Annotated in this window: 22 protein-coding genes and 1 tRNA gene; 13 read left to right on the top strand and 10 right to left on the bottom strand. The window is 69.0% G+C overall.

Going from position 1 to position 24,743, the window contains the following annotated elements:
* Positions 1-18: 18 nt before the first annotated feature.
* The 5 genes from GV790_RS06085 to GV790_RS06065 all read left to right on the top strand — a co-directional run bounded on the left by GV790_RS06085 (position 19) and on the right by GV790_RS06065 (position 4,096).
* Positions 19-89, top strand: a tRNA-Gln gene (locus GV790_RS06085).
* Positions 90-258: 169 nt separating this feature from the next.
* Positions 259-1,749: a bifunctional UDP-N-acetylglucosamine diphosphorylase/glucosamine-1-phosphate N-acetyltransferase GlmU gene (glmU, locus tag GV790_RS06080; RefSeq protein ID WP_163811394.1), complete on the top strand. Its 1,491-nt coding sequence runs from the start codon at positions 259-261 to the stop codon at positions 1,747-1,749.
* The gene (locus tag GV790_RS06075) at positions 1,746-2,726 is read left to right on the top strand and encodes a ribose-phosphate diphosphokinase (protein WP_036539892.1); all 981 of its coding nucleotides are present in this window, start codon (positions 1,746-1,748) and stop codon (positions 2,724-2,726) included. Before glmU ends, GV790_RS06075 begins: the two co-directional genes overlap by 4 nt.
* A gap of 180 nt (positions 2,727-2,906) precedes the next feature.
* Positions 2,907-3,167: a hypothetical protein gene (locus tag GV790_RS06070; RefSeq protein ID WP_163811392.1), complete on the top strand. Its 261-nt coding sequence runs from the start codon at positions 2,907-2,909 to the stop codon at positions 3,165-3,167.
* A 53-nt stretch (positions 3,168-3,220) separates the two neighbouring features.
* Complete coding sequence (locus tag GV790_RS06065; RefSeq protein WP_163811390.1) at positions 3,221-4,096, top strand: DUF4190 domain-containing protein; 876 nt, start codon at positions 3,221-3,223, stop codon at positions 4,094-4,096.
* Positions 4,097-4,109: 13 nt separating this feature from the next.
* Here the strand turns inward: GV790_RS06065 and egtD are convergent, their stop codons facing one another.
* The 4 genes from egtD to egtA form a co-directional block, all read right to left on the bottom strand.
* Positions 4,110-5,081 carry an L-histidine N(alpha)-methyltransferase gene (gene egtD, locus GV790_RS06060; protein WP_163811388.1) on the bottom strand — a complete coding sequence of 324 codons (972 nt, stop codon included), beginning with the start codon at positions 5,079-5,081 and terminating at the stop codon, positions 4,110-4,112.
* 43 nt (positions 5,082-5,124) lie between these two features.
* Positions 5,125-5,946, bottom strand: a complete 822-nt coding sequence (gene egtC, locus GV790_RS06055; RefSeq protein ID WP_163811386.1) for an ergothioneine biosynthesis protein EgtC — start codon at positions 5,944-5,946, stop codon at positions 5,125-5,127.
* A gap of 9 nt (positions 5,947-5,955) precedes the next feature.
* Positions 5,956-7,293, bottom strand: a complete 1,338-nt coding sequence (gene egtB, locus GV790_RS06050; RefSeq protein ID WP_375139374.1) for an ergothioneine biosynthesis protein EgtB — start codon at positions 7,291-7,293, stop codon at positions 5,956-5,958.
* A 100-nt stretch (positions 7,294-7,393) separates the two neighbouring features.
* Positions 7,394-8,719: an ergothioneine biosynthesis glutamate--cysteine ligase EgtA gene (gene egtA, locus GV790_RS06045; RefSeq protein ID WP_163811384.1), complete on the bottom strand. Its 1,326-nt coding sequence runs from the start codon at positions 8,717-8,719 to the stop codon at positions 7,394-7,396.
* Between the two features lie 194 nt (positions 8,720-8,913).
* Here egtA and GV790_RS06040 point away from each other — a divergent pair, with 194 nt between their 5' ends.
* From GV790_RS06040 to GV790_RS06030, 3 genes are all read left to right on the top strand, one after another.
* Positions 8,914-10,086, top strand: coding sequence for an aminotransferase class V-fold PLP-dependent enzyme (locus GV790_RS06040; RefSeq protein ID WP_163811382.1), 1,173 nt, complete (start codon positions 8,914-8,916; stop codon positions 10,084-10,086).
* Between the two features lie 13 nt (positions 10,087-10,099).
* Positions 10,100-11,017 (top strand): ribonuclease Z, encoded by a 918-nt coding sequence (locus GV790_RS06035; RefSeq protein WP_163811380.1) that lies wholly within the window; start codon positions 10,100-10,102, stop codon positions 11,015-11,017.
* A gap of 375 nt (positions 11,018-11,392) precedes the next feature.
* Entirely contained in the window at positions 11,393-13,039 is a 1,647-nt protein-coding gene (locus GV790_RS06030) for a fatty acyl-AMP ligase (RefSeq protein WP_163811377.1), read from the top strand.
* Here GV790_RS06030 and pth read toward each other — a convergent pair.
* Together pth and GV790_RS06020 are read right to left on the bottom strand one after the other, a co-directional pair.
* Positions 13,036-13,611: an aminoacyl-tRNA hydrolase gene (pth, locus tag GV790_RS06025; RefSeq protein ID WP_163811375.1), complete on the bottom strand. Its 576-nt coding sequence runs from the start codon at positions 13,609-13,611 to the stop codon at positions 13,036-13,038. The two genes, GV790_RS06030 and pth, sit on opposite strands and share 4 nt — an antisense overlap.
* A gap of 22 nt (positions 13,612-13,633) precedes the next feature.
* Positions 13,634-14,239 (bottom strand): 50S ribosomal protein L25/general stress protein Ctc, encoded by a 606-nt coding sequence (locus GV790_RS06020; protein ID WP_163811373.1) that lies wholly within the window; start codon positions 14,237-14,239, stop codon positions 13,634-13,636.
* 443 nt (positions 14,240-14,682) lie between these two features.
* Here GV790_RS06020 and GV790_RS06015 point away from each other — a divergent pair, with 443 nt between their 5' ends.
* Positions 14,683-16,326, top strand: coding sequence for a peptide chain release factor 3 (locus GV790_RS06015; RefSeq protein WP_163811371.1), 1,644 nt, complete (start codon positions 14,683-14,685; stop codon positions 16,324-16,326).
* A 49-nt stretch (positions 16,327-16,375) separates the two neighbouring features.
* On the opposite strand, the gene GV790_RS06010 is transcribed toward GV790_RS06015, so the two are convergent.
* Together GV790_RS06010 and GV790_RS30985 are read right to left on the bottom strand one after the other, a co-directional pair.
* Positions 16,376-16,912 carry a nuclear transport factor 2 family protein gene (locus GV790_RS06010; protein WP_163811370.1) on the bottom strand — a complete coding sequence of 179 codons (537 nt, stop codon included), beginning with the start codon at positions 16,910-16,912 and terminating at the stop codon, positions 16,376-16,378.
* 173 nt (positions 16,913-17,085) lie between these two features.
* Positions 17,086-17,961: an Abi-alpha family protein gene (locus GV790_RS30985; protein WP_163811368.1), complete on the bottom strand. Its 876-nt coding sequence runs from the start codon at positions 17,959-17,961 to the stop codon at positions 17,086-17,088.
* Between the two features lie 322 nt (positions 17,962-18,283).
* Here GV790_RS30985 and GV790_RS06000 point away from each other — a divergent pair, with 322 nt between their 5' ends.
* Together GV790_RS06000 and GV790_RS05995 are read left to right on the top strand one after the other, a co-directional pair.
* Positions 18,284-19,558: a hypothetical protein gene (locus GV790_RS06000; RefSeq protein WP_280212414.1), complete on the top strand. Its 1,275-nt coding sequence runs from the start codon at positions 18,284-18,286 to the stop codon at positions 19,556-19,558.
* A complete protein-coding gene (locus GV790_RS05995) occupies positions 19,549-20,457 on the top strand; it encodes an Abi-alpha family protein (protein ID WP_163811364.1) in 909 nt (302 codons plus the stop codon). Before GV790_RS06000 ends, GV790_RS05995 begins: the two co-directional genes overlap by 10 nt.
* Positions 20,458-20,461: 4 nt before the next feature.
* Here GV790_RS05995 and GV790_RS05990 read toward each other — a convergent pair whose 3' ends face one another.
* On the bottom strand, positions 20,462-22,279 hold the full coding sequence (locus GV790_RS05990; protein ID WP_163811362.1) for an ABC-F family ATP-binding cassette domain-containing protein: 1,818 nt from the start codon (positions 22,277-22,279) through the stop codon (positions 20,462-20,464).
* Between the two features lie 237 nt (positions 22,280-22,516).
* A complete protein-coding gene (locus tag GV790_RS05985; RefSeq protein ID WP_163811360.1) occupies positions 22,517-23,479 on the bottom strand; it encodes a 4-(cytidine 5'-diphospho)-2-C-methyl-D-erythritol kinase in 963 nt (320 codons plus the stop codon).
* Between the two features lie 134 nt (positions 23,480-23,613).
* Between GV790_RS05985 and GV790_RS05980 the strand changes: the two genes are divergently transcribed.
* Complete coding sequence (locus GV790_RS05980) at positions 23,614-23,820, top strand: heavy-metal-associated domain-containing protein (RefSeq protein ID WP_163811358.1); 207 nt, start codon at positions 23,614-23,616, stop codon at positions 23,818-23,820.
* The gene (locus GV790_RS05975) at positions 23,820-24,707 is read left to right on the top strand and encodes a hypothetical protein (protein ID WP_163811356.1); all 888 of its coding nucleotides are present in this window, start codon (positions 23,820-23,822) and stop codon (positions 24,705-24,707) included. Before GV790_RS05980 ends, GV790_RS05975 begins: the two co-directional genes overlap by 1 nt.
* The last annotated feature ends 36 nt before the right edge of the window (positions 24,708-24,743 follow it).

The raw sequence follows: 24,743 nt of genomic DNA, 5'->3' as shown, positions 1-24,743 counted from the left end.
GTCCCGTCGATGCGACAATCCGCCGTAGTGTAATGGCAGCACCTCTGATTTTGGTTCAGATAGTTCAGGTTCGAGTCCTGGCGGCGGAGCACGCGAGCACAGCGGATCAGCTCGCGGGTACGGTGTCCAGCGCACGGGTGCGGTGCCGGCCGTTGGCACGGTGGCCTGCCACGGACACGGTGCCGGCTCACGGGCAGTGTGAGCACTGCGTGGGCCGAAGGTTTGACCAGCACGATGACAGGCAGCCGAGGGAGATTCATGCCACAGCAGACCGCCGTCGTCGTTCTCGCAGCCGGTGCCGGGACACGAATGCGGTCGAAGACCCCCAAAGTTTTGCATTCGCTGGCCGGCCGCAGCATGCTCGCGCACGCGCTGCATGCGGCGAACGAGATCGACCCCGCGTATCTGATCACGGTGGTCGGGCACGACCGGGAGCAGGTCGGCGCCGCGGCCGCGGCGGTGGCCGCCGAACAGGCCCGCGAGATCATTCCGGCGGTGCAGGAGCAGCAGCTCGGCACCGGCCACGCCGTGCAGTGCGGGCTGACCGCGCTGCCCGCCGACTTCACCGGTGACGTGCTCGTCACCTCCGCCGATGTGCCGCTGCTGGACGGGCACACCCTGGCCGCCCTGCTCGACGAGCACCGCAGCTACGCCGAACGTCCAGCGGTGACGGTGCTGACCTTCGTCCCGGACGACCCGAACGGCTACGGCCGGATCGTGCGCGACGCCGACGGCCAGGTCACCGAGATCGTCGAACATGCCGATGCCACCCCGGAGCAGGCCCAGATCACCGAGGTCAACTCCGGTGTGTACGCCTTCGACGCGACGGTGCTGCGCACCATGCTCGGGCGGCTGTCCACCGCGAACGCCCAGCACGAGCTCTACCTGACCGATGTGCTGCGGCTGGCGCACGAGGCGGGCCATCCCGTGCAGGGTGCGCGGCTGGTCGATTCGGCCAAGGTCACCGGCGTCAACGACCGGGTGCAGCTGGCCGCGGCCGCCCGCACGCTCAACCGCTACATCCTGGAACGGCATATGCGCGCCGGCGTGACCGTCATCGATCCGGCCACCACCTGGGTGGACGCCGGGGTGCGGATCGGCCGCGATGTGACCTTGCGGCCGGGTGTGCAGCTGCTCGGCAACACCGTCATCGGCGAGGACGCCGAGGTCGGGCCGGACTCCACACTCACCGATGTGATCGTCGGCGAGGGCGCGAAGGTGGTGCGCACGCACGGCGAGGGCGCGGTGATCGGGCCCGCCGCGACCGTCGGGCCGTTCAGTTTCCTGCGCCCCGGTACCGTCCTCGGCGAGTCCGGCAAACTCGGAGCGTTCGTCGAAACCAAGAACGCCACCGTCGGCGCGCACTCCAAGGTGCCGCATCTGACCTACGTCGGCGACGCCACCATCGGCGAGCACAGCAACATCGGCGCGTCCAGCGTTTTCGTGAACTACGACGGGGTGAACAAACACCACACCACCGTCGGTTCGCATGTGCGCACGGGCAGCGACACGATGTTCGTCGCGCCCATCACCGTGGGTGACGGCGCCTATTCGGCGGCGGGTACTGTACTGCGCAGAAACGTTCCGCCGGGGGCGCTCGCCGTGTCGGGTGGACCACAGCGCAATATTGAGAACTGGGTGCAGCGGTATCGTCCCGGAACCGCTGCGGCGCGCGCGGCGGCAGAAGCCATCGCGGCAAACGAGATGTCGAGTCAGGCAATCGAGCTAAAGGATGGCAAACAGCAGTGACCGCGTCATGGATCGATAATCAGAAGAACCTGATGCTATTCGCCGGACGTTCGCATCCTGAGCTGGCCGAGCAGGTCGCCAAGGAACTCGACGTCCACGTCACGCCCCAGACCGCGCGCGACTTCGCCAACGGCGAGATCTTCGTACGCTTCGAGGAGTCGGTCCGTGGTTCGGACGCCTTCGTGCTGCAGAGCTTCCCCGCGCCGCTCAACGAATGGCTGATGGAACAGCTCATCATGATCGACGCGCTCAAGCGTGGTTCGGCCAAGCGGATCACCGCGATCCTGCCGTTCTATCCGTACGCGCGCCAGGACAAGAAGCACCGCGGCCGTGAGCCCATCTCGGCGCGCCTGGTCGCCGACCTGCTCAAGACCGCGGGCGCGGACCGCATCATCACCGTCGACCTGCACACCGATCAGATCCAGGGCTTCTTCGACGGCCCGGTCGACCACATGCACGCGCAGCTGCAGCTGGCCGAGTACGTGCGGTCCAACTACAGCCTCGAGCACATCACCGTGGTCTCGCCGGACTCCGGCCGCGTGCGCGTCGCCGAGAAGTGGGCCGACTCCCTCGGTGGCTCGCCGCTGGCGTTCATCCACAAGACCCGCGACCCGCTGGTGCCCAACCAGGTCAAGTCCAACCGCGTGGTCGGTGAGGTCGAGGGCCGCACCTGCATCCTGATCGACGACATGATCGACACCGGTGGCACCATCGCCGGCGCGGTCAGCGTGCTGAAGGAAGCCGGCGCCGGTGACGTCGTCATCGCCGCGACCCACGGCGTGCTGAGCTCGCCGGCCGCCGAGCGGCTTGCCGCCTGCGGCGCCAAGGAGGTCGTGGTGACCAACACCCTGCCGATCACCGAGGACAAGAAGTTCCCGCAGCTGACCGTGCTGTCGATCGCGCCGCTGCTGGCCCGCACCATCCGCGAGGTGTTCGAGAACGGCTCGGTGACCGGGCTGTTCAACGGCAACGCCTGATCCGGTCAAGGCCCGGAGGCGGTAGCGAAGCGTCACCACGCAGGGCCTCCGGGGCAGGCACATCGAACACCGCCTGACCCGCTCAGTTTGCGACGGGCTCGGACCAATGTGGTCCGGGCCCGTTATTTTTTGTGTTCGGGTTCCCGCGATCGGTGCGCCGATCGGCGCATACTGGCGAACATGGACCGTGACCCGCTGGACGAGGACATGGGCGACGACGAACAGGCCGACGAGATCCGCGCCTACCAGGACGCCGTCGAAGATCCGCCCGCTGACCTGCGGATCCGCAATCGCCCCGGCGACGACGACGGCCGCCTCGGCATCGACGAAGAACTCGACCAGGAGTGGACCCCGCGCCGCCGCGCCGCCGAACTCGCCGACGATGACGACCGGCCCGCCGAACTCGCCGCCATGGAGATCGTGGAAGAACCCGACCAGTAGACCGCTCGACCTGCTCCACAGCCGAACCCGATCGGACGAATGAGGAGAGCGCTATGACCACGCCGCAGCATCCGCAGGACCCAGGCAGCGGGGACCGGCCGCAGGACGGGGAGCCGCGCGCGACGCCACCGGAGCGGGAACCGGACACTCCGGAGCCGTCGAGCGAGTCGGGAGAGGTGACCGGTTCGGCGCCGGGCGAGGGCGCGGGGACCGAGCCGCCCACGTTGCGGAAGCCCACGAGCGGCGAAGCGCGCCCCGGCGAGGAGGTGACCGGTTCGGCGCCGGGCCAGGGCGCGGGGGCCGAGCCGCCGAGGCTGGACAAGCCGTCCGGCGGGCACGGCACTCCTCCCGGTGGTGAGGTGCCCGAGCAGGCGTGGCGGGAGCAGCCGCAGGAGAGCGGACCGGGGCAGGCGTGGAGTGCGCAGCCGGGCGGAGTGGGTTCGACATCCTCGCAACAGCCGCCGCCCGGACAACCGCCGTCGGGCGATCAGGCGTGGGGCACCGGCGCAGGGCAGCCTTATGGTGAGCCGTACCCGCAGGGGCAGCACGGGGGCGGGCAGTGGGGCGCAGGCCCCGGCGGGACATCCGGGTATCCCGAAGCCTATCCGCCCGCCTCCGGCAGTCCCGGCGGTGAGGCGGGCGGCGGGTTCCCGTCCTATCCGCAGCAATCCTTCCAGCCCTACGATGCCCAGCCGCAGCGCTCGGGGACGCAGGTGTTCTCCATCATCGGGTTCGTCTGCGCGGGCATCTGCCTGCTGTTCTGCCCGATCCTGTTCGGGCCCGCCGGCATCATCCTCGGCATCATCGGCCACAACAAGGGCGAACCGCTCGGCAAATGGGCCGCCGTCGCCGCGGGTGTGGCGATGGCGATCGGGTTGATCCTCGCCTTCGCGTTCTTCAACGCCGATATCGTGCCCGAACAGAACTAGCGCGGGCCCGCGCTCAGGCGCGGGTCGCCAGCACCAGCGTGAAGCGGCTGTCCGGGTCGGCCCATGCCTTGTCCACGGTGAACCCGGCCGCGGACAGTTCGGTGTCGAGGCCTTCCAGGCGGAACTTGGCCGAGATCTCGGTGCGTAGCTGCTCGCCGCGCGCGAAGTCGAGGACGAGGTCGAGATCGGCGACCTCGACCCGCATGTCCTCGGTGGCTTCCAGCCGCATCTCGATCCACTCGTTCTCGGCGTCCCAGACGGCGACATGACGGAAGTCGTCGGGAACGAAGTCGGCCGCGAGGCGGGCATTGAGCACGTGCAGCACATTGCGGTTGAACTCGGCGGTCACCCCGGCCGCGTCGTCGTAGGCGGGCACCAGGATCGCCGGGTCGATCACCAGGCCCGCGCCGAGCAGCAGGTGTTCTCCCGGTTCGAGCACGTCATGGATGTCGGTGAGGAATTCGGCGCGTTCGGCGGGCACCAGATTGCCGATGGTGCCGCCGAGGAAGGCGATCATCCGGCGGCCTCCGCGCGGCAGATTGTGCAGGGTATCGGTGAAATCGCTGACCACCCCGTGCACCGCGAGGCCGGGGAACTCGCGCGCGACCTCGGCGGCGGTCGCGCGCAGCGCTGCGGCCGAGACATCCTGGGGCACGTAGGTTTTCAGCGGCCCCTGCGCGGTGAGCGCCGACAGCAGCAGCCGGGTCTTCACCGCGGAGCCCGCACCGAGCTCGACCAGGACCTCCGCCTGGGCCGCGTGGGCGATCTCGCCGACCACCCGTTCGAGCAGGGCACGTTCGGTGCGGGTCGGGTAGTACTCGGGCAGCTCGGTGATCTGCTCGAACAGTTCACTGCCGCGCGCGTCGTAGAACCATTTGGGCGGCAGCCACTTCGGATCGGCGGTGAGCCCGCGCCGGGCGTCCGTGCGCAGCGCCGCGGTGAGATCGGCGTCGGTGAGATGGACTTCCAGCGTCGGTTCGGTCATGGCGGCATCCTTTGCGTTCGGCGGCGAATCCGGTGTCATGCGTTCACCGCTCACGGTCGAGCGACTCGATGGTCAGGCGGCCCGGGGCGGCGAGCACCAAGCTGTGCTCCGGGATCGGCCGCCAGCGGGGGTCGGCGTCATACGGTTCGGAGCAGACGATCGCGTAGTCGTCGGTGACCAGGGCCGAGAGCGCGTGCTCCCACGCGGTGGCCCAGATGGTCGAACCGTCGCCGAGCAGGAAGTTCAGCCGGGCGGCCGGTGCGTGGGCGAGCACCGAGGTGAGCAACAGGCGGAGCGCGTCGGCCGGGCTCGTCACCAGATCCGGTGGCGCACCGGGGGTGAGCAGGCCGCGCAGCAGCACCCACAGCGCGGCCGAATCGGTGGCGGATTCGGCATCGAGCAGGTCGGCGGTCTGGAACATCCGGGTGGCGCCGGCGCGAGTCGCGGCACTGTCCAGATCGGCCAGGGCAGCGGTGAGCGCTTTGCGCCAATTCTGAACGACGCCGTTGTGGCTGAAGGCCCACCCGTCATCGGTGAACGGCGCGCAGGCGGCCCGCTCGACCGGCATCCCCACCGTCGCCGAGCGCACGGCCGCGACTACCGCGGCGGATTCGATCTGCGGTAGTACCTCCTCCACCGCCGGGTCGGTCCAGATCGGCGCCGCATTGCGGTAGCGGCTGACCAGGGCGCGGCCGGAGTCGTCGGCGCGGCGCCACCAGGCGACACCGAATCCGTCGGCGTTGATCGTGCCGCCGCCGCGCATATCCCGAGGCGCCCAGGCCTGTGTGCGCAGGGCGTGCACACCACGCGTGAGCAGGTCGCCGACCGGCGCGGGCGGGCCGACATATGCCAGATGTCTACACATGGCGGCCGATCACGCTGCCTCCCCCGGCTTCAGGTCGCGGGCCAGCCGGAAACCGGCGAAGATCTGGCGCCGGATCGGGTGATCCCAATTGCGGAAGGTGCCGCGACACGCCACCGGATCGGTGCCGAACGAACCACCACGCAGGACGCGGTAATCGCCGCCGAAGAAGACCTCCGAGTACTCGCGATACGGGAAGGCGCGGAAGCCCGGATAGGGGTCGAAACCGGAGGCCGTCCACTCCCAGACATCGCCGATGAGCTGATGGACGCCGGCCGGCGACGCACCCGCCGGGTAGGCGCCGACATCGGCCGGTTCCAGATGGCGCTGGCCGAGATTGGCGTGCGCCGCGTCCGGTTCGGCCTCGCCCCACGGGTAGCGGCGGGACCGGCCGGTGTCCGGGTCGTAGCGGGCGGCCTTCTCCCATTCGGTTTCGGTGGGCAGGCGCTTACCCGCCCAGCGGGCGTAGGCATCGGCTTCGAACCAGCAGACGTGCACCACCGGCTGATGCGGCCGCAACGGCGTCAGCACGCCGAATACCCGCCGCCACCACTGGCCGCCGGAATCGCGCTCCCAGAACTGCGGCGCCACCAGGCCTGCCTCGAGCCGATGATCCCAGCCACGCTTGGACCACAGCTCCGGACGGTCGTAGCCGCCGTCGGCGATGAAGGTCAGGTACTGCTCGTTGGTGACCGGAGCGGCATCGATGGCGAAGCCCGGCACATACGCCAGATGGGCGGGCCGCTCATTGTCGAGCGCCCAGGGGTCGGTGGAGGTGCCCATGGTGAACTGCCCCGCGGGGATGATCACCTCACCGCTCACCGCGGCGATGCCGGTGGGCGCCGACGGCGCGGACAGCACCGGCGGACCTGCCCGCAATTGATGGGTGGCCAGCATGGTTTCGTCGTGCTGCTGTTCGTGCTGGGCGATCATGCCGAAGGCGAACCCGCCCTCGACCAGCGGCGCACCGCGCAGGGTGCTGTGATCGAGCACGTCCCATACCTTGTCGCGGACCGTGCCGACGTACTCGCGGGCCTGGCCCGGGTTCAGCAACGGCAGCGACGGACGGTTCGCGCGCGCGTGTTTGAACGCGTCGTAGAGCTCATCGATGTCGGCGCGCACCGGCTCGCGCCCGCCGACATCACGCACCAGCCACAGCTCTTCCTGATTGCCGATATGGGCCAGATCCCACACCAGCGGGCTCATCAGCCGCGAATGCTGGGCGACGAGTTCGGCCTCGTCGAGGCAGTCGGTGAGCGCGGCGGTGCGGGACCTGGCGCGGGTCAGGGTGTCGGCGATGCGGGAACGAAGTCGTTCGGTCTCGGATGTGTCATCGGCGGGCAGGTGGATGGTCACGATGGATCTCCGGGTACTGGTGGGTCGATGAAAATCAGCGCGCGAGGCTCGCGCGACAGCGGTCGAAGCCGCCGGTCTCGGGTGATCGCCCCGCTCATGAGGCGCTCCCGGCCGCGAGCCGGCCCGGCTGCCTGGCACTGCGGCAGCGCCGGGCGGCGTCCTGGATCGACGCGGCCGCGTCCGGGGTCGCGGCATGGGTGGCCGCGGCGTCGAGCAGTTCGGCGGCGACGGCCCGGATCTCGGAATCGGCCAGTCCGCAACGGGCGGCGTCGAGCCAGCGGCCTGCCGTCCGGGCCCCGATCGCGGTGGCCTCGGCGACCGCGGCGGGGGTGGACATCACCGCGTCGATGACGTCGATCGGGACGGTCCAGCTCTCCTCCGGCTGCGCGTCCAGGTAGCGAACCTCGAGGTGCCCCGAGGGCCGAACGGGCGGGAACATGGTGGTCAGGTGGTAGTCGAGATCGCCGCGGTCGGGGCGGCGGCCGATCTCGTCGTCCAACGCGCCGGACAGCCAGTCGGCGAACGTGGCGCCGGGCGGGGCGGCCCATGAGCATTCGGCTGAACCGTCGCGACCGGCGGGCCCGGTCCGCGGCTCTCGGGACCGCACGCACAGCAGCGGCGCGTCCAGCGCCCAGCGGGCGTAGCCGCCGATCGGGTCGGCCCAGTCCTCGACCGGTGGGCGGGTGCGGGAGTGGTCCAGCCGGAGCCAGGTACGCATCCGCTGCGAGGCCCACTCCCCCGCAGGCGCGCCGCGTAGCTCAGGGGAACAGGCGAAGGCCGCCAGCAGTGCGGGGCCGATGGTGTACAGCGCGGTCCAGCGGGCGGCGACCTCGGCGTGATCGGCACCTGCGTCGACACTGACCTGCGTGGCCGCGGTGTTGCACATCATGAGTTTGCCGAAGGGACCGAGACCGGCGAGGTATCGCTCCATGGCCTGATAGCGGGGCAGTCGCAGCACCCGGCGGGCGCGGCGACCGGCGTCGGCGGCCGCGGAAACCATGCCGACACACTGGGTTTCGAGGAGTTCGCGCAGCGTCTCGGTGTCGGCACGCAGCTGCTCGGTGAGCTGGGCGGCGGTGGCGTACGGTGCGCTGGAGAGTTCGATCTGACCACCGGGTTCGATGGTGACCCGGCTGCCGCCCGGTAGCGCCAGCGCGGGCGAATCGGGGGCGATGGACCGTGGTGCGTACGGTCCGAGGGCATCCGCGACGACGTCGAGTGGCGGACGCGGGGCGGCCGTCTGGCCTGACGCCGGACACTCACCGTGGGTGGTGAGCCATTCGAGTTCGGCGCCGATCAAACCGGGTGGCCCAAGTTTGAAACAGACGCCGCCGATGTAGGCCTCCGCCGCCGCGCGCGAGGACAGCTCCCCGTCGGCGGCTATCTGCCCCGCCTGCCTGCGCTCGAGGGTGACCGCCATGCTCGACCTCCAGGTGGTTCCGGTGCGCGGTGGATATGCGGCGCGTGGATCGTCGGGATATTCGGTGCTGCGATATGGCGTGCGGTACGGCGTGTGGGTGTTCCGGCGGCGTCGTCGGTGGATTCCAGGGTAGCGAGGGACACCGACAAGTACCGGGCAAGCGTTCGGCGGATCGAGCGGATATCGTCGTCGGCATGCTGAACGAGCAGCGGATACGCGAGGACACCCCCGGTGTCGGACACGGTCTGGTCTTCCTCGACAGCGCGGGATCGTCGCTGCCGCCGCGGGTGGTCACCGACACCGTCATCGCCCATCTACGCCGTGAGGCCGAGGTCGGCGGCTATCGCGCGGCCAATGAGCGCCTCGACGATCTGGCCGCGGTCAAACAGTCGATCGCCAGGCTCATCAATGCCACGCCCGCGAGCATCGCGCTCAGCGACAGCGCGACCCGGTCCTGGGCGGACTTCTTCTACTCGGTGCCGCTGCGGCCCGGCGACCGCGTCCTCATCTCCGGTTCCGACTACGCCAGCAATGCCATCGCAGCCCTGCAGCGGGCGCGCGCGAGCGGCGCGACGGTCGAGCACATCCCCAGCGACGGCACCGGCCAGCTCGATCTGGATGCCTTCGCCGCCCTGATCGACGACCGGGTGAAGCTGGTGTCGCTGCTGCACGCACCCACCAACGGCGGCCTGGTCAATCCGGCCGCCGAGGCCACAAGGATCGCGCACGAGGCCGGTGCGCTGGTCGTGCTCGACGCCTGCCAGTCGGCCGGGCAGATCCCGCTCGACGTCGCCGAGCTCGGCGTCGACGCGCTGTCGGCCACCGGTCGCAAATGGCTGCGCGGCCCGCGCGGCACCGGATTCCTGTACGTGCGTCCAGAATTGGCCGCGGCCATGGAGCCGGCCCGCCTGGACCTGCACAGCGCGGAATGGACCGCACCCGAGGACTACCGACTGGCCCCGGACGCGAGCCGGTTCGAATTCTGGGAACACGACGTCGCCGCCAGGCTCGGCCTCGGCGCCGCCGTCGACTACCTGCTCGGGCTGGGTCCCGACGAGGTCTACGCCGCGATCGCCGCCCGCGCGGAGTACCTGCGCAAGGGCCTGGCCGAGATCGCCGGCGTCACCGTGCGCGATCTCGGCATCCGGCACAGCGGCATCGTGTCGTTCACCGTCGACGCGGTGGCCCCGATCGAGGTGCGGGATCGGCTGGCCGCCCAGGACATCACCGTCACCGTCAGCCACCGCAGCTCCACTCTGCTGGATATGTCCGGACGTGCCCTCGACGCCGTGGTCCGCGCCTCGCCGCACTGTTTCGTCGCCTTCGACGAGTTGGACCGGTTCCTGGCCGCGGTAGCGGAACTCTGACGGGCCCGCGGCGATGTCGCAGCGCGAACTGATCGTCCTCGGCACCGCCAGCCAGGTGCCGACGAAACAGCGCAACCACAACGGCTACCTGCTGCGCTGGGGTGCCGAGGGGATCTTGTTCGATCCGGGCGAGGGCACCCAGCGGCAGATGATCCACGCCGGGGTGTCGGTCACCGATCTGACCAGGATCGCGGTCACCCACTTCCACGGCGATCACTGTCTCGGACTGGCCGGCGTGGTGCAGCGGATCAATCTGGACCAGGTGCCGCACCCGATCGACGCCTACTACCCGGCTTCCGGCGAGCACTACTTCGAGCGGCTGTGCGATGCCAGCGTCTACTACCGCACCGCGGAGCTGACCAGACATCCGATCACCGAACCGGGCCCGCTGGACGCGCCGGGTGCGCCGTTCCATCTCACCGCGGCCCGCCTCTCGCATCCGGTGGAGGCCTTCGGCTACCGGATCACCGAACCGGACGGCCACCGCATCCGGCCGGAGCGGCTGGCGGCGATCGGCCTGCACGGCCCCGCGGTGGGCCGGTTGCAGCGCGACGGCCGGATCGACTGGCACGGCCGCACCGTCACCCTCGACGAGGTGAGCACCCGCCGTCCCGGACAGAGTTTCGCGTTCATCATGGACACCCGTATGTGCCCGGCCGTACCCGAACTCGCGGCCGGGGTGGACATGCTGGTCATCGAGGCGACGTTCCTGGACGCCGACGCGCACCTGGCCGAGGAGCACGGCCACCTCACCGCGGGCCAGGCCGCGAGGGTCGCGGCCGAGGCAGGCGTGCGCACCCTGGTGCTGACCCATTTCTCCCAGCGCTACCGCACCCTGGACGAACACTTCGCCGAGGCGGCAAGGGAATTCAGCGGCCCCATCGTCGTCGCCGCCGACCTCACCCGCATCCCGCTGCCGCCACGCCGCTGAGATCACCGATCGCGGATCTGGCGGATACCGGCACGACGCCAACGGAATTCGCGTGTCGGGTCCGGCGCGCCGGTGTCGGCGGCGTGTTCGGTCCGCGCCACGCCGAGGCCGCGCGCGCCCGGCTCACGGCGGCCCGGGCTACTATCCCTGAGCCGGTCGGCGGTCATGCCGCGCGAACGGCGTAGGCGGTGCGGCGGGGTTCGGGCACGCGGGTCAGGGGCGGCCATTCGGACACCTGCGGACGCATCCGCCATTTCAGGCGTGAATGTGGCGCTGACCAGCGCGCACACGGAGGGGGTTAACGCGGGGCTCGAACAGCGGGATAGTTGAGACAGGTCGGTCGGCGGCCCGTGTGGCCGGTGAGGAGCGGGTGCGTTGAGCAGGTTCACCGAGGAGATGTACGCGACGGCGCGCGAGACCACGCGCGGGCTGGTGACCGGGGAACCGGATGCACCACTGCGGCAGACGTGGGGCGAAATCCATCGGATCGCGCGGCGCATGGCGGGCGGTCTGGCCGCGGCGGGCATCGGGCACGGCGACGCGGTCGGGGTGCTGGCCGGGATGCCGGTCGATATCGCGCCCGCCTGTCAGGGCGTGTGGATGCGCGGCGGCTCGATCACCATGCTGCATCAGCCGACCCCGCGCACCGATCTCGCGGTGTGGGCGCGCGATACCGAAACCGTGCTCGGCATGATCGAGGCGCGGGCGGTGATCCTCGGCGCGCCGTTCGAGGCGGCCGAGCCGCTGCTGCGCGAACGCGGCATCACCGTGGTGCTGGTCGAGCAGTTGCGCGAGGGCCAGGATACCGATCCGCTGCCCACCGATGAGGCCGATATCGCGCTGCAACAACTGACTTCGGGTTCCACCGGCTCGCCCAAGGCCGTGCGGATCACCCACGAGAACTTCTTCGTCAACGCGCACGCCATGTTCAACCGGGTGAAGTTCCAGCTCGACAACGATGTGATGGTCAGCTGGCTGCCGCTGTTCCACGATATGGGCATGGTCGGATTCCTCAGCGTCCCGATGCAATTCGGCGCCGAGGTGGTGTGCGTGACGCCGATGGACTTCCTGCAGCGGCCGATCCTGTGGGCCGAGCTGATCGACAAGTATCGCGGCACCGTCACCGCGGCACCGAATTTCGCCTACTCACTGCTGGCTCGCCGACTCGATCAGGCCGAGGGCTCGAACCTGGACCTGAGCTGCGTGCGCTATATGTGGAACGGGGCCGAGCCGGTCGATCCGGACACCATGGAGAAACTCGCCGCCGCCGGGCAGCGTTTCGGGCTCAACCCGATGGCGCTCACCCCGGTCTACGGCATGGCCGAGACCACCCTCGCGGTCTCCATCCCCGATCCCGGGCACGGCCAGGTGCTCGACCTGGTCGACGCCGATCTGCTCGAAGCCCTCGGCAAAGCGGTCCCGGTGCACGATCAGCACTCGCATCACGGCAATATCCGCCGACTGCCGACCCTCGGCTACCTGGTCGACGATCTGGAGGGCCGCGTCGTCGACGACGAACGTCAGCCATTGCCCACCCGTTCGGTGGGCGTGATCGAATTGCGTGGTCCCGCCGTCACTTCCGGCTATGTGACCGTCGAGGGCTTCCGGTCGGCACAGGATGCCGACGGCTGGCTCGACACCGGCGATATCGGCTATTTCACCGAACAAGGGCTGATCGTGGTGTGCGGCCGGATCAAGGACGTCATCATCATGGCCGGCCGCAATATCTTCCCCACCGATATCGAACGGGCGGCGATGCGGGTCAAGGGCGTGCGTCCGGGCAATGCGGTCGCGGTGCGATTGGACGCCGGGCAGAAGCGGGAGAGCTTCGCGGTGGTGGTGGAAAGCAACGATCACCAGAACCCGGACGAGGTCAAGCGGATCGAGCGCGAGATCGTGCACGCGGTGTTCTCCGAGGTGGGCGTGCGCCCGCGCACCGTCGCGGTGCTCGGCCCCGGCGCCCTGCCGAAGACGTCATCGGGCAAGCTGCGCCGGGCCGCCACCGCGGTGCATCTGCACTAGTGCAGCTGGTTCTGCGCGGTTTCCAGGCCCACCCGCAGCAATAACTCCACAGCATCGGCGGCCTGCTCGACGAGCACCGGCACTTCCTTGCGTTCGGGCGCGGAGAACGGCTTGAGCACATAGTCCGCCGGGTCCTGCCTGCCGGGCGGGCGGCCGATGCCGATGCGGGTGCGCAGATAGTCCTTGGTGGTCAGCGCCTGCGACACCGAGCGCAGGCCGTTGTGCCCGCCTTCGCCGCCGCCGCGCTTGAGCCTGATCGCGCCGAAGGGCAGATCGAGTTCGTCGTGCACGACGATCACCTCGGTCGCGGGCACCGAGAAGAACCGGGCCAGTGCGGCGACCGGGCGGCCGGACAGGTTCATGAACGTGCGCGGCTTGGCGATCAGCACCTGACGGCCGTCCAGTCGCGCGGTCAGCAGATCGGCACCGGACTTCTTGTGCACACTGAAACGGCCGCCGACGCGCTCGGCGAGCACGTCGGCGACCAGAAAGCCCACATTGTGCCTGGTGCGCTCGTATTCGGGCCCGGGGTTACCGAGCCCGACGACGAGCGCGGGCGTGGAGTCGGTCATCGAGACAACCGATGCGCGAGTCTTATTCGGCGCTCTCGCCCTCGGCCTCGGCTTCGCCCTCACCCTCGGTCTCGGCAGCGGCGGCCGGCGCGGCGATGACGTTGACGATCAGGGTCTCGGGATCCACGGCCAGGTCGACGCCTTCGGGCAGCTGCAGGTCGGAGGCGTTGATCTGGGTGCCTGCCTCGACATCCTCGACCGAGACCTCGATGGTCTCGGGGATGTTCAGCGCGTCGGCCTCGATGGAGACGGTGGTGGCGTCCTGGGTGACCAGGGTGCCGGGGGCGGCGTCACCGACGATGGTGATGGTGACGTCGGCGGTGACCTTCTCGCCCTTCTTGATGACGAGCAGGTCGGCGTGCTCGATGTAGCGACGGATCGGGTGCACGACGACCGACTTGGTCAGCGCCAGCTGCTTCTTGCCGTCGATGACGAGGTTGAGCACCGCGTTGGTGCCGTGCTCACGCAGGATCGCCGCGAACGCCTGGGCGTTGAGCGCCAGGTGCTGGGGATCGGTCTGGTGGCCGTACAGGACGGCGGGAACGTTGCCGTCACGACGGGTGCGGCGGGCCGCGCCCTTGCCGAACTCGGTGCGGACTGCGGCTTCGAGAAGGTTGGCGTCGGACATGACCTGATCTACTCCTACGGCTCTTCCGGGCTGGTCAACGGTGGCGCCAGGGAACGTGGGAGCCCTGGCTCGGTTGGTCTACTCGTCGGGCGAAGACAACAACGAGGACGGCCGGAAGCCGAGCCGCGTCGATCACGGTGTCGCAAAAAGTCTGCGGTCACCCTCGCCGAGACAACCTGAACACCATAGCGCAACCCGGGCGGAGTACCAGAATCGGGTGGTCACCGGGCAGCGACGGGCGGTCGTGCCACCGATGTCGAGCGAGACACCACCGAACCTTGCGAGTGCGGGGCCCGCCTCGCGTTCGCGCTCTCGCCGCGCAGGCCGAGTGGCAGCGCAAACGCGAGACATACAGGGGCCGTGAACACGCGCGACCGTAGGCAGCGCAAAATAGGCACTGTCCGGTTGCCACATTCTCGCACTCCCCCGAAAGGTTGTCGCTGTTGACCGCCTCCACTGACGGCGCTGTCTCGTCCGGTTCACGCGGGCTGCCCGCCGAGGTGTCGAGGCGGCGGACCTTCGCCGTCATCTCCCATCCGGACGCCGGTAAGTCCACGCTCACCGAGGCGCTGGCACTGCACGCCAAGATGATCTCCGAAGCGGGCGCCATCCACGGCAAGGCTGGGCGCAAGTCCACCGTGTCGGACTGGATGGAGATGGAGAAAGCGCGCGGCATCTCGGTCAGTTCGACCGCGTTGCAGTTCAACTATCGCGCCGCCGGCTCCGACATCGACAATGTGATCAACCTGGTCGATACCCCCGGCCACTCGGATTTCTCCGAGGACACCTACCGCGTGCTGACCGCCGTGGACGCGGCCGTCATGCTGATCGACGCCGCCAAGGGTCTGGAGCCGCAGACACTGAAGCTGTTCCAGGTCTGCCGCCACCGCGGTATCCCGGTGATCACCGTGATCAACAAGTGGGACCGGCCCGGCCGGGCGCCGCTCGAGCTGCTCGACGAGATCGACGAGCGGATCGGCCTGACCCCGACACCACTGTTCCTTCCGGTCGGCATCGCGGGCGATTTCCGCGGCCTGCTGCGGCGCGGCCCTGGCGGCGAGGCGGTCGAGTACATCCACTTCACCCGCACCGCGGGCGGCGCGACCATCGCGCCGGAGGAATCGCTGACCCCGGAGCAGGCGCAGGCCCGCGAGGGTGAGGCATGGGAGACCGCGGCCGAGGAGAGCGAACTGCTCTCGGCCACCGGTCAGGACCACGATCAGGAACTGTTCCTGGCCGGGCAGACCTCACCGGTCATCTACGCCTCGGCGATGCTGAACTTCGGTGTGCGTCAGCTGCTGGAGACGCTGGTGGCGCTGGCCCCGGCGCCGGCCGGCCGCCGCGACGTCGATGGTGGCGTCCGCGAGACGACCGATCCGTTCAGCGCGGTGGTGTTCAAGGTGCAGGCGGGCATGGATACCGCGCACCGGGACCGGCTGGCGTTCATGCGGATCGTGTCGGGCGAGTTCGAGCGCGGCATGGTGGTGACGCACGCGCAGACCGGGCGCCCGTTCGCGACGAAGTACGCGCTCACCGTGTTCGGCCGGGAACGCGCCACCGTCGACACCGCCTACCCCGGCGATGTGGTCGGCCTGGTGAACGCGACCGCGCTGGCGCCGGGGCACACCCTGTTCGTGGACAAGAAGGTGGAGTTCCCGCCGATCCCGTCCTTCGCGCCGGAACATTTCGCGGTGCTGCGGGCCCAGAGCGCCGGCAAGTACAAACAGTTCCGCAAGGCCATCGACCAGCTCGACTCCGAAGGTGTCGTGCAGGTGCTGCGCAACGATGCGCGCGGCGACGCCTCCCCCGTGCTCGCGGCGGTCGGCCCGATGCAGTTCGAGGTGGTCACCGCCCGGATGCAGGCCGAGTACAACGTCGAAACGCAGATGGACCATCTGCCCTACACGCTGGCCCGGCGCACCGACGCCGGCTCCGCCGAGGAACTCGGCCGCCAGCGCGGGGTCGAGGTGTTCACCCGCAGCGATGGCGTGCTGCTCGCATTGTTCAGCGATAAATGGCGATTGCAGTACATCGAGAAGGAGCATCCGGGCCTGACCCTGGAACCGCTGGTCGCCACCGCCGACTGAACCCGGGTGGTCCGGCCCTGGCCGGGCGGTACAGCCGCGAACCGAGTGGTCAGCCGGCCTCCGGCTCGCGCTCGACCGATTCGAGCCCGGAATCCCTTGCGATCAGTCCCCACCGGCTCGAGGTCAGGCGCAGGCTCGGCAGATCGCTGAGCGAGAGCACCACCTCATAGGTGCGTTCGTAGCCGGTGTGCGAGATCCGCCAGCGCCCGTCGTCGCAGCGGATATAGCGGTCGGAGTAGAACGCGGCGCCGCGCAGCAGCATGTTGTGCTCCGGAATGAGCACCGTATCGGCCAGGTACCAGGTGCCGGTGGCGGTATCGCCGTCGACGTCGACCTCGGGGTGATCGCAGCGGTGTTCGGTGATGACGTGCGGCCCGAGGGTATTGCGCATGAACGCGATGAACGCCTCGCGGGATTCGAATTGCAGGTACTCGCTGTAGGTGGCCGTCGCCTCGGCGACCATGGTGTCGGCGAACTCGTCCCACTGCTTGGTATCCAGCGTGCGCAGATACCGGTACTTCAAACGGCAGATCTCGGACACGTCGTCGCGCGCACCGTTCTCGGGTGCCGGTATCGAACCCGGCATCCGTCCGAACAGAACCCGGCCGACCGGTTCCCGCTCTGCGCCCGACTCGGAGTCCCTACGCTCCTCGTCCTGGTCCATACCTCAACGATCCCACCCGGCACCGGGCATACCGAACGTTTGACGAGATCTGTATCAGATCGCTATCACCCAGCGAATTCGCGGCCGCGGCCCGGTCAGCCGCCGATGGTGAAGCAGGTGCGGCAGAAGTCCTCGCCGAATTCGGTCAGCCGAAGGCTCTTGCGCACGATCTTGGGCGCGCGGCCGGCCTTCTTCAGCGCCGCCTCCACCACCGGCTGCACCTCGAGCACCATGTACCGGCTCAGCACCACGGGATCGTCGGAGGTCAGCGTCAGGCCGAGCCGGTTGAGGTTGATCAGATACGAGCGGGCCCGATCCGGGTAGCGCACCCCGGCCTGTTCGGGCACCGAGGTCAGATCACCGGACACCAGCTCCGAGCCGATGCCCAGTGGGCGGTTGGTGCGCACATCGACCGAGGGCTGCGGCCCGTTGAGCGCCATGAAACGCAGGATGCGCGCCTCGTCGGGCGCGAGTTCGTCGAGGATACGGTCGTAGGCGGGATGCACTTCTTCGGTGAAGTACACATCCGCCGAACGGGCCAGCAGTGCGTCACCACGCCTGCGCAGTTCGTCGACCGTGGCCGAGCGCAGGTACGAGCCCACCCCGATGGCCTGCTGGCCCGGCCCCTGCGGATTGGGCACATAGCTGACGATCTCGCGCACCGACCCCTCGGTGACCCCGAGCGCACTGCGCGCGATCGAGCGCAGCGCGTTTCCCGTGCGCTCGGCGATCTCGGCGGAGGACTCACCGTCGAGCGCGGCCTGGGTGATCTCGCGGGTCATCTCATAGGAGGTCTCTACCGCCCACTGGCCGCCGCGCACCACCGTGCCCGCCGCCAGCCCCGCGGCCCGGAACACGCCGCGGATCAGCCGGGCCTCATTGCTGATCTGCCGCTGTTCGACATCCGAGCTGCGTTCCACAGCACGGGAACCGGCCCGGGCCACGTCCTGTCCGGTCCTGTCGTCTGCCACGTCTACTCCGATGTATCGCCAGGTGAACGATTCCGCTCACAGATTATTGCCCACCAGTCACGAACAGATGTGGTGGTGGTCATTGTCCCCACCCCCGCGTAGAACCACGACACCACAGGAGGGCACTGTGGTAAACGTCTCAGACACTACCTGTGGTGCGTGGCACTCGCGCTTGGAGTCGGAGCCGCACGTCACATAGGGTCCTGCTGCCGACGGGGTGCTAATTTGAGGTGCCGGTGAGGCGGCGATCACCGGGTATCGGCAGGAGGGTGTCGTGTTAGAGAGTGTGTTCGGGATTCACCCGACGATCCTCCTCGAGCTTGTGACCATTCCGCTTTTCACTGGCGTCATCGGCTACATCACCAACTGGACCGGTGTGCTGATGCTGTTTCGGCCGATCGCATTCCACGGCATCCATGTTCCGGGCCTGCGCGCCGTCTATCCTTTCCTGCCCAAGCGAATTCAGGTGCTACCGCTGCTCAGCTACGACGGACGCATGGGCTGGCAGGGAATCGTGCCCTCGCGTGCGGACAAAATGGCGAGCATCGCCGTGGACAAAGGTTTGTCCAAGCTCGGCAGCGTCGCCGATTTCTATCGTGAACTCGAACCCGACGCTCTCGCCGAACATCTGGCCAGCATCGCCGACGATCAGATCCGCGATATCGTCGAGGAAATCCTGCGCCGCGAACATCCGCAGCTCTGGTACAACCTGCCGAGCCAGGTGCGCGAGATGGTGCACGACCGCGTCCGCGCGCAACTGCCCGACATTCTGCGCCAGCTCACCGTGGAACTCGGCGAGAACATCGATCAGTTGCTCGACGTCAAGCAAATGGTCATCCGCTATTTCCAGGCCCGCCCGCAATTGCTCAACCAGCTGTTCCAGGTACTCGGCGCCAAGGAACTGCGGTTCATGCAGAATTTCGGCTTCTACTTCGGCGCCCCGATGGGCGCGGTCCTCGTCGCGGTGCTGCATCTGACCGGATGGCCGACGCTGGCGGTGCTGCCGATCGGCGGTGTGATCATCGGCTGGGTGGTGAACTGGGTCGGCATCAACATGATCTTCGCGCCCGCCGAGCCGAAATGGTGGTGCCCGTGGCGGCAAGGGCTGCTGATCAAACGGCAGCCCGAAATCACCGCCGGTTACGCCGAATTGGTGTCCGGCCAGGTGGTCACGGTGGCCAATATCGGTGACGAGCTGCTGAACGGCCCGCGGTCGGATCGCACCATGCAGATGCTGGAGGACACCCTGCGGCCTGCCGCCGACCGCGCGCTCGGCCCGGCCCGCAGCGCGGTCAAGTTCGTGCTCGGCAGCCGCGAGTACGACGCCCTGCAATCGACGATCACCAGCGAGGCCATGGCCATCGCTCCGATCGCCTTCGCCGACCCGGACTTCAACATCCGGCAGGGCAAGCAGATCAACGACTACATCGCCAAACAAATGTCGGTGCTCTCACCCAACGACTTCGTGGAAATGCTGCGATCGGCCATCAAACAGGACGAATGGTTGCTTTTCGTCCATGGCGGTGTGCTCGGGCTCTTCGCCGGTTACGCTCACATTCTGGTCTTCGGGACAGGAGTGGCGACTACATGGATGTAACCGGTTCAGCGGCATCGTCGGCGTCCTCGGATCCCGGCGGTGCGGCCGAGCCGGTCAGCACATCCACCGAGGTAGCGCATCTTTTCGAGTACGGGGCGGAGCCCAAGGCGCCCGCCGTGCGGGCCAATCCCCTGCGCCGTCCGATCGTCACCGTGCGCACGGCGAGCGGGGTGGTTCGGGTGGCATTGTCCACGGTGGCCGGTGCCGCGGGCTGGGGCGTCGGCACCGTCCTCGACGTGACCGGGACGGTGGTCCGCCGCAGCGCGGCCGGGGTGCCGCCCGCCGAGATCCGCGCCGAAGCCGAGGCCGAGGTGCGGGCCGCGCTCCGGCGCGCGCTCGGACTTTCCGAGACAGAACAGCCCCGGCGCCCCCTCAGTGCGCCCACCCTGCGGGAACAGGGCGCGGCGCTGCTGCGGTTGTCGGCCAGTACCCACGCCGGCGACGAGGGGCATCCCGCGTTCGCGAACATCCTCGCCGAGATCACTCCCGACGAGGCCCGCATCCTGCGCTACCTGCGCACCGACGGTCCGCAGCCGTCCATCGAGGTGCACGGCGGCAGGCTCAGCCGCCTCGGCGCCGAACGGCTCGGGCTGCGCCAGGAATCGGGTCTCACCCTGCTCGGCGAGCACGCCGGGCTGCGGTTCCCCAACCGCATCCAGCACTATCTGACCAACCTGCGCAGGCTCGGCCTGATCGAGCTGGCCAAGGAACCGGTCGGCAACCCGAACCGCTACCAGCTGCTCGAGGCGCAGTCACCGGTGCGCGAGCTGCTCAAGCGCTCGGGATTCGGCACCAAGGTGTCCTATCGCAGCATCATCCTCACCGGGTTCGGTGCGGAGTTCGTGCAGACCTGTCTGCCGGTGGTGCTGCACGAGGGGCCCGCGGCCGAGACCAGCTGACGGTTCACGCTTCGTCGGCGAGTTCCATCCAACGCTGCTCGGCCGCTTCCTTTTCGGCCAGCACCTGCTTCAGTTCGGCGCCGAGGGTGAGGAGCTTGTCCGGGTCGGTGGCGGCGTCGGCGAGCGCGGTGTGCAGGCGCTGCTCGCGTTCGGTGAGTTTGTCGATGGAGCGTTCCAGGCGCGTCAATTCCTTGCGCGCGGCGCGGTAGGCGGCCGAGTCGGTCACCGGTGCTGCGGCTGCCGCCGAGGTGGAGCCGGCGCTCGCCGACGCCGGCTTGGGCGCGGTCGAGCGGGTCGTCTGCTGTGCGGCACGACGGGTGAGGTACTCCTCGATCCCGCCGGGCAGGTTGGTGAGTTTGCCGTCGCCGAACAGCGCCCAGGTGGAATCACAGATCCGCTCGATCAGATACCGGTCGTGGCTGATCACCACCAGCGTTCCGGCCCAGTTGTCGAGCAGATCCTCTAGCTGTTGCAGGGTATCGATGTCGAGGTCGTTGGTCGGCTCGTCGAGCAGCAGCACATTCGGCTCCGACATCAGGATCCGGGTCAGCTGCAGACGACGGCGCTCACCACCGGACAGATCGCCGACCGGAGTGCGCTGGCGAGCCGGCGTGAAACCGAGCCGCTCGGCCAGCTGACCGGCCGAAATCTCCTTGTCGCCGAGCATGATCCGCATCGCGATCTGCTGCACCGCTTCCAGCACCCGCATATCGGTGGGCAGATCGTCGAGTTCCTGTCGCAGCCAGCCGATCTGCACGGTCTGGCCCTGAATCCGCTTGCCAGCGGCGAGTTCCGCGTCACCGGCGAGGGCGCGCAGCAAGGTGGTCTTGCCGGAACCGTTCACACCGACCAGGCCCACCCGCTCGCCCGGCGCGAGCCGCCAGGTCAGATCGCGCACCAATTCGCGTCCGTCGGGCGTGGTGAGCGTGGTGTCCTCGAGTTCGATGACGACGCGGCCCAGCCGTTTACGGGCGAACGCGCTCAGCGAAACACTGTCACGCGGCGGCGGCACATCGGCGATCAGCGCCTCGGCCGCCTCCACCCGGTAGCGCGGTTTGGAGGTGCGGGCCTGCGGGCCGCGCCGCAGCCAGGCCAGCTCCTTGCGAGCCAGGTTGCGCCGGCGCGCCTCGGAGGCGTCGGCCTGCCGTGCGCGTTCGGCGCGGGCGAAGATCCAGTCGCCGTAGCCGCCCTCATAGCTTTCCACCTTGCCGCCGACGACCTCCCAGGTCTGGGTGGCGACGGTATCGAGGAACCAGCGATCGTGGGTGACCACGACCAGCGCGCTGCGGCGGGCCAGCAGATGATCGGCCAGCCAGCGCACACCCTCCACATCGAGATGGTTGGTCGGCTCGTCGAGTACCAGCAGATCCAGATCACGCACCAGCGCGGCGGCCAGCGCGACGCGGCGGCGTTCACCACCGGAGAGGTTGTCGACCGTGGTGTCGAGGCCGAGCCCGGCGATGCCGATGCCCTCCATCACCGAACGGATGCGCGGGTTGGCGGCCCATTCGTGTTCGGCCACCGAATCGGTCAGGGCGTCGTCGGCCAATCCGGCCAGCACCACCGAGCCGACGGTGGCGCCCTCGGGCAGCACCCCACGCTGGGTGACGACGGCCATGCGCAACCCGCCGACCCGGCTGACGCGACCGCTGTCGGGCTCCTCGATGCCGGTCAGCACCTCGAGCAGGGTGGTCTTGCCGCCGCCGTTGAGGCCGACGACGCCGATGCGCTCGCCCGCGTGCACGCCGAGCGAGACGTCATCGAGCAGCGGTTTGATGCCGAAGCTCTTGCTGACCTGTTCGAGGTTGATCAGGTTGGACATGAAACCTTTCCGTGCCTTACCGGGCGTTGTGTGGTCCACCCCCGTGGAGGCCGGTCGACTCGCCTGCCCCGAGCAAGGGTACCGACTGAACTATGAACGCCCCCGTCCGGCAATCGGCGGGGCCCCACCGTGCGCCCGTCGAACCGCCATTACTCAGGTGTGGACGAATGCCGACCTGCGACCGCACCATCGCATCGACCGCCGTCGAATTCGCTGCACCCGTCGACGACCCGCGGATCAGCCGATCTTGCCGCCCTCGCGCCGCGGCTGCGGATGCGGACCCTCACCCCCGACCACCCGGGCGCCGGGGACCGGGCCGGTGGCCGTGCGGATACTGCGGCTCACCCCGGCACCGGCCAGCTCCGCGGCCACCGCGACGGCGGACTCTTCCGATTCGCACAGGAACGCGCAGGTCGGGCCGGAACCGGAGACGAGACCCGCCAGCGCACCCGCGCCGACCCCGGCCCGCAGCGTGCGGCGCAACTCGGGTTTCAGCGACACCGCCGCCGCCTGGAGGTCGTTGCCGAGCAGCGGGGCGAGCTGTTTCGGGTCGCCGGAGGCCAGCGCCTGCATGAGTTCCTGCGGTGCGCCCAGCCGTGGCGGATCGCCGATCTCGCGCAGGCGATCCAACTCGTGATAGACGGCCGGTGTGGACAGACCGCCTTTGGCGAGCGCGATCACCCAGTGGAAGGTGTTGCGCGACAACACCGGCAGCAGCCGCTCGCCGCGTCCGGTGCCGAGCGCGGTTCCGCCGTGCAGCGAGAACGGAACGTCGCTGCCGAGTTCGGCCGCCACCGCGGTGAGTTCCTCACGGGACAGGCCCAGATCCCACAGTTCGTTCAACCCGACCAGGGTGGCGGCGGCATCGGCGCTGCCACCGGCCATGCCACCCGCCACCGGGATGCCCTTGCTGATCGAGATCTCCACCAGCGGCGCCCGCCCGGCCAGATGGGCCAGCCGCACCGCCGCCTTCCACACCAGATTGGTGCGGTCGGTGGGCACTTCGTTCGCGCTCTCGCCGGTGACCCGCACCGTCAGCGAGGCCGCGGGGGCGATTTCCAGATCGTCACTGAGCGACAGCGCCTGGAACACGGTGGTGAGATCGTGGTATCCGTCCGGGCGCAGGTCACCGACTCCGAGATGGAGGTTCACCTTCGACGGCGCACGCACGGTGACGGGGCTCGGCACAACGGACAGCACGAGGCCCAAGCGTAATGGGTGATCACGACAGGTGCGTGCGCCGACGGCTTGCGCTCAATACCCCGAGGGGGTATGTTCACTTGTGTCGGGGATACCCCCAGACCGTATAATTACCGCGAGCGAAGGAGTGGGACATGGCCACCAGCACCTACATTGTCACCGGGATGACCTGCGGGCACTGCGTCAGCTCGGTGAAGTCCGAGATCGGCAAGATCGACGGGGTCACCAGCGTGGACGTCGATCTGGCCTCGGGTCGCGTCTCGGTCGACAGCGCGGCGCCGCTGGCCGACGCCGACGTCGCCGCGGCCGTCGACGAGGCCGGTTACGCGATCGCGAGCTGATGTCGGATCGCCGCAAGTTCGCCGCGGTGGGCGGTGCGCTGCTGCTGCTGTTCGGCGTCGCGCTCGGTATCGGCGCCCTGGTGGGCGACCAGACCGAGCCGGCGCCGGACGGGCAGCCGACCGCGCCCGCCGGCCACGCGCTCGGCCGCACCGAGCACGTGGCCGGTTACACGCTGTCCGAGATCAGCGCGCCGGAGACACCCGGCCGGGCGGGCACGCTGCGATTCCATATCACCGGACCCGACGGCGCGCCCGTCACCGAGTTCACCACTCAGCACGACAAGAAGCTGCATCTGATCGTGGCGCGCTCCGACACCACCGAGTACCGGCATGCCCATCCGGACATGGCCGCCGATGGCACCTGGTCGATCGACTGGACCTGGGACGCGCCAGGCAGCTACCGGGTCTTCGCCGACTTCGTGCCCGCCGCCGGCGACAGCCCTGGCGATCTGGTACTGAGCCGGGCGGTCACGGTGGCCGGAACCGTGCAACTGCAACCACTTCCGCCGCCCTCGGCCACCGCGACCGTCGACGGCTACACCGTCACCCGCGCCGGTGCATTGACCACCGCGGGTGGCGAACTCCATTTCGACATCGCCCGCGACGGCGTCCCGGTCACCGACCTGGACCCCTACCTCGGCGCCTACGCCCATCTGGTCGCGCTACGCACCGAGGACCTCGCCTACCTGCACGTCCATCCGCAGGGCGAAGTCGGCACGGCACCGCCGGGGCCGCAGGTGAGTTTCCACGCGCAGGCACCGAGTGCCGGCGCCTACCGGCTGTATCTGGACTTCTCGCACGGCGGATCCGTGCACACCGCCGAATTCACCGTGGAGGTTTCCGATGCGGCGCCGTCCACAGGCGGACACCCGGGCGGCCATAACTGAGGCGTTCCGTTCGGGCGGGCCTGCATTCGCCCGATG

The sequence above is a fragment of the Nocardia cyriacigeorgica genome (assembly GCF_010858045.1).
In the GTDB taxonomy this organism is placed as follows: domain Bacteria; phylum Actinomycetota; class Actinomycetes; order Mycobacteriales; family Mycobacteriaceae; genus Nocardia; species Nocardia cyriacigeorgica_E.
Note: the sequence above shows the minus strand (reverse complement) of the source record. Positions and strands in the feature narration are given on the sequence as shown.

What these genes read in the sequence shown, in the direction of transcription:
- GV790_RS06010 (WP_163811370.1), bottom strand. Translation starts at nt 16,912, where the DNA reads ATGCCGGGTTCGATACCGGCACCCGAGAACGGTGCGCGCGACGACGTG.
- GV790_RS05975 (WP_163811356.1), top strand. Translation starts at nt 23,820, where the DNA reads ATGTCGGATCGCCGCAAGTTCGCCGCGGTGGGCGGTGCGCTGCTGCTG.
- GV790_RS05995 (WP_163811364.1), top strand. Translation starts at nt 19,549, where the DNA reads ATGGATGTAACCGGTTCAGCGGCATCGTCGGCGTCCTCGGATCCCGGC.
- pth (WP_163811375.1), bottom strand. Translation starts at nt 13,611, where the DNA reads ATGACCGACTCCACGCCCGCGCTCGTCGTCGGGCTCGGTAACCCCGGG.
- GV790_RS06020 (WP_163811373.1), bottom strand. Translation starts at nt 14,239, where the DNA reads ATGTCCGACGCCAACCTTCTCGAAGCCGCAGTCCGCACCGAGTTCGGC.
- GV790_RS05990 (WP_163811362.1), bottom strand. Translation starts at nt 22,279, where the DNA reads ATGTCCAACCTGATCAACCTCGAACAGGTCAGCAAGAGCTTCGGCATC.
- GV790_RS06065 (WP_163811390.1), top strand. Translation starts at nt 3,221, where the DNA reads ATGACCACGCCGCAGCATCCGCAGGACCCAGGCAGCGGGGACCGGCCG.
- egtA (WP_163811384.1), bottom strand. Translation starts at nt 8,719, where the DNA reads ATGGCGGTCACCCTCGAGCGCAGGCAGGCGGGGCAGATAGCCGCCGAC.
- GV790_RS06040 (WP_163811382.1), top strand. Translation starts at nt 8,914, where the DNA reads ATGCTGAACGAGCAGCGGATACGCGAGGACACCCCCGGTGTCGGACAC.
- GV790_RS05980 (WP_163811358.1), top strand. Translation starts at nt 23,614, where the DNA reads ATGGCCACCAGCACCTACATTGTCACCGGGATGACCTGCGGGCACTGC.
- GV790_RS06035 (WP_163811380.1), top strand. Translation starts at nt 10,100, where the DNA reads ATGTCGCAGCGCGAACTGATCGTCCTCGGCACCGCCAGCCAGGTGCCG.
- egtD (WP_163811388.1), bottom strand. Translation starts at nt 5,081, where the DNA reads ATGACCGAACCGACGCTGGAAGTCCATCTCACCGACGCCGATCTCACC.
- egtC (WP_163811386.1), bottom strand. Translation starts at nt 5,946, where the DNA reads ATGTGTAGACATCTGGCATATGTCGGCCCGCCCGCGCCGGTCGGCGAC.
- GV790_RS06070 (WP_163811392.1), top strand. Translation starts at nt 2,907, where the DNA reads ATGGACCGTGACCCGCTGGACGAGGACATGGGCGACGACGAACAGGCC.
- glmU (WP_163811394.1), top strand. Translation starts at nt 259, where the DNA reads ATGCCACAGCAGACCGCCGTCGTCGTTCTCGCAGCCGGTGCCGGGACA.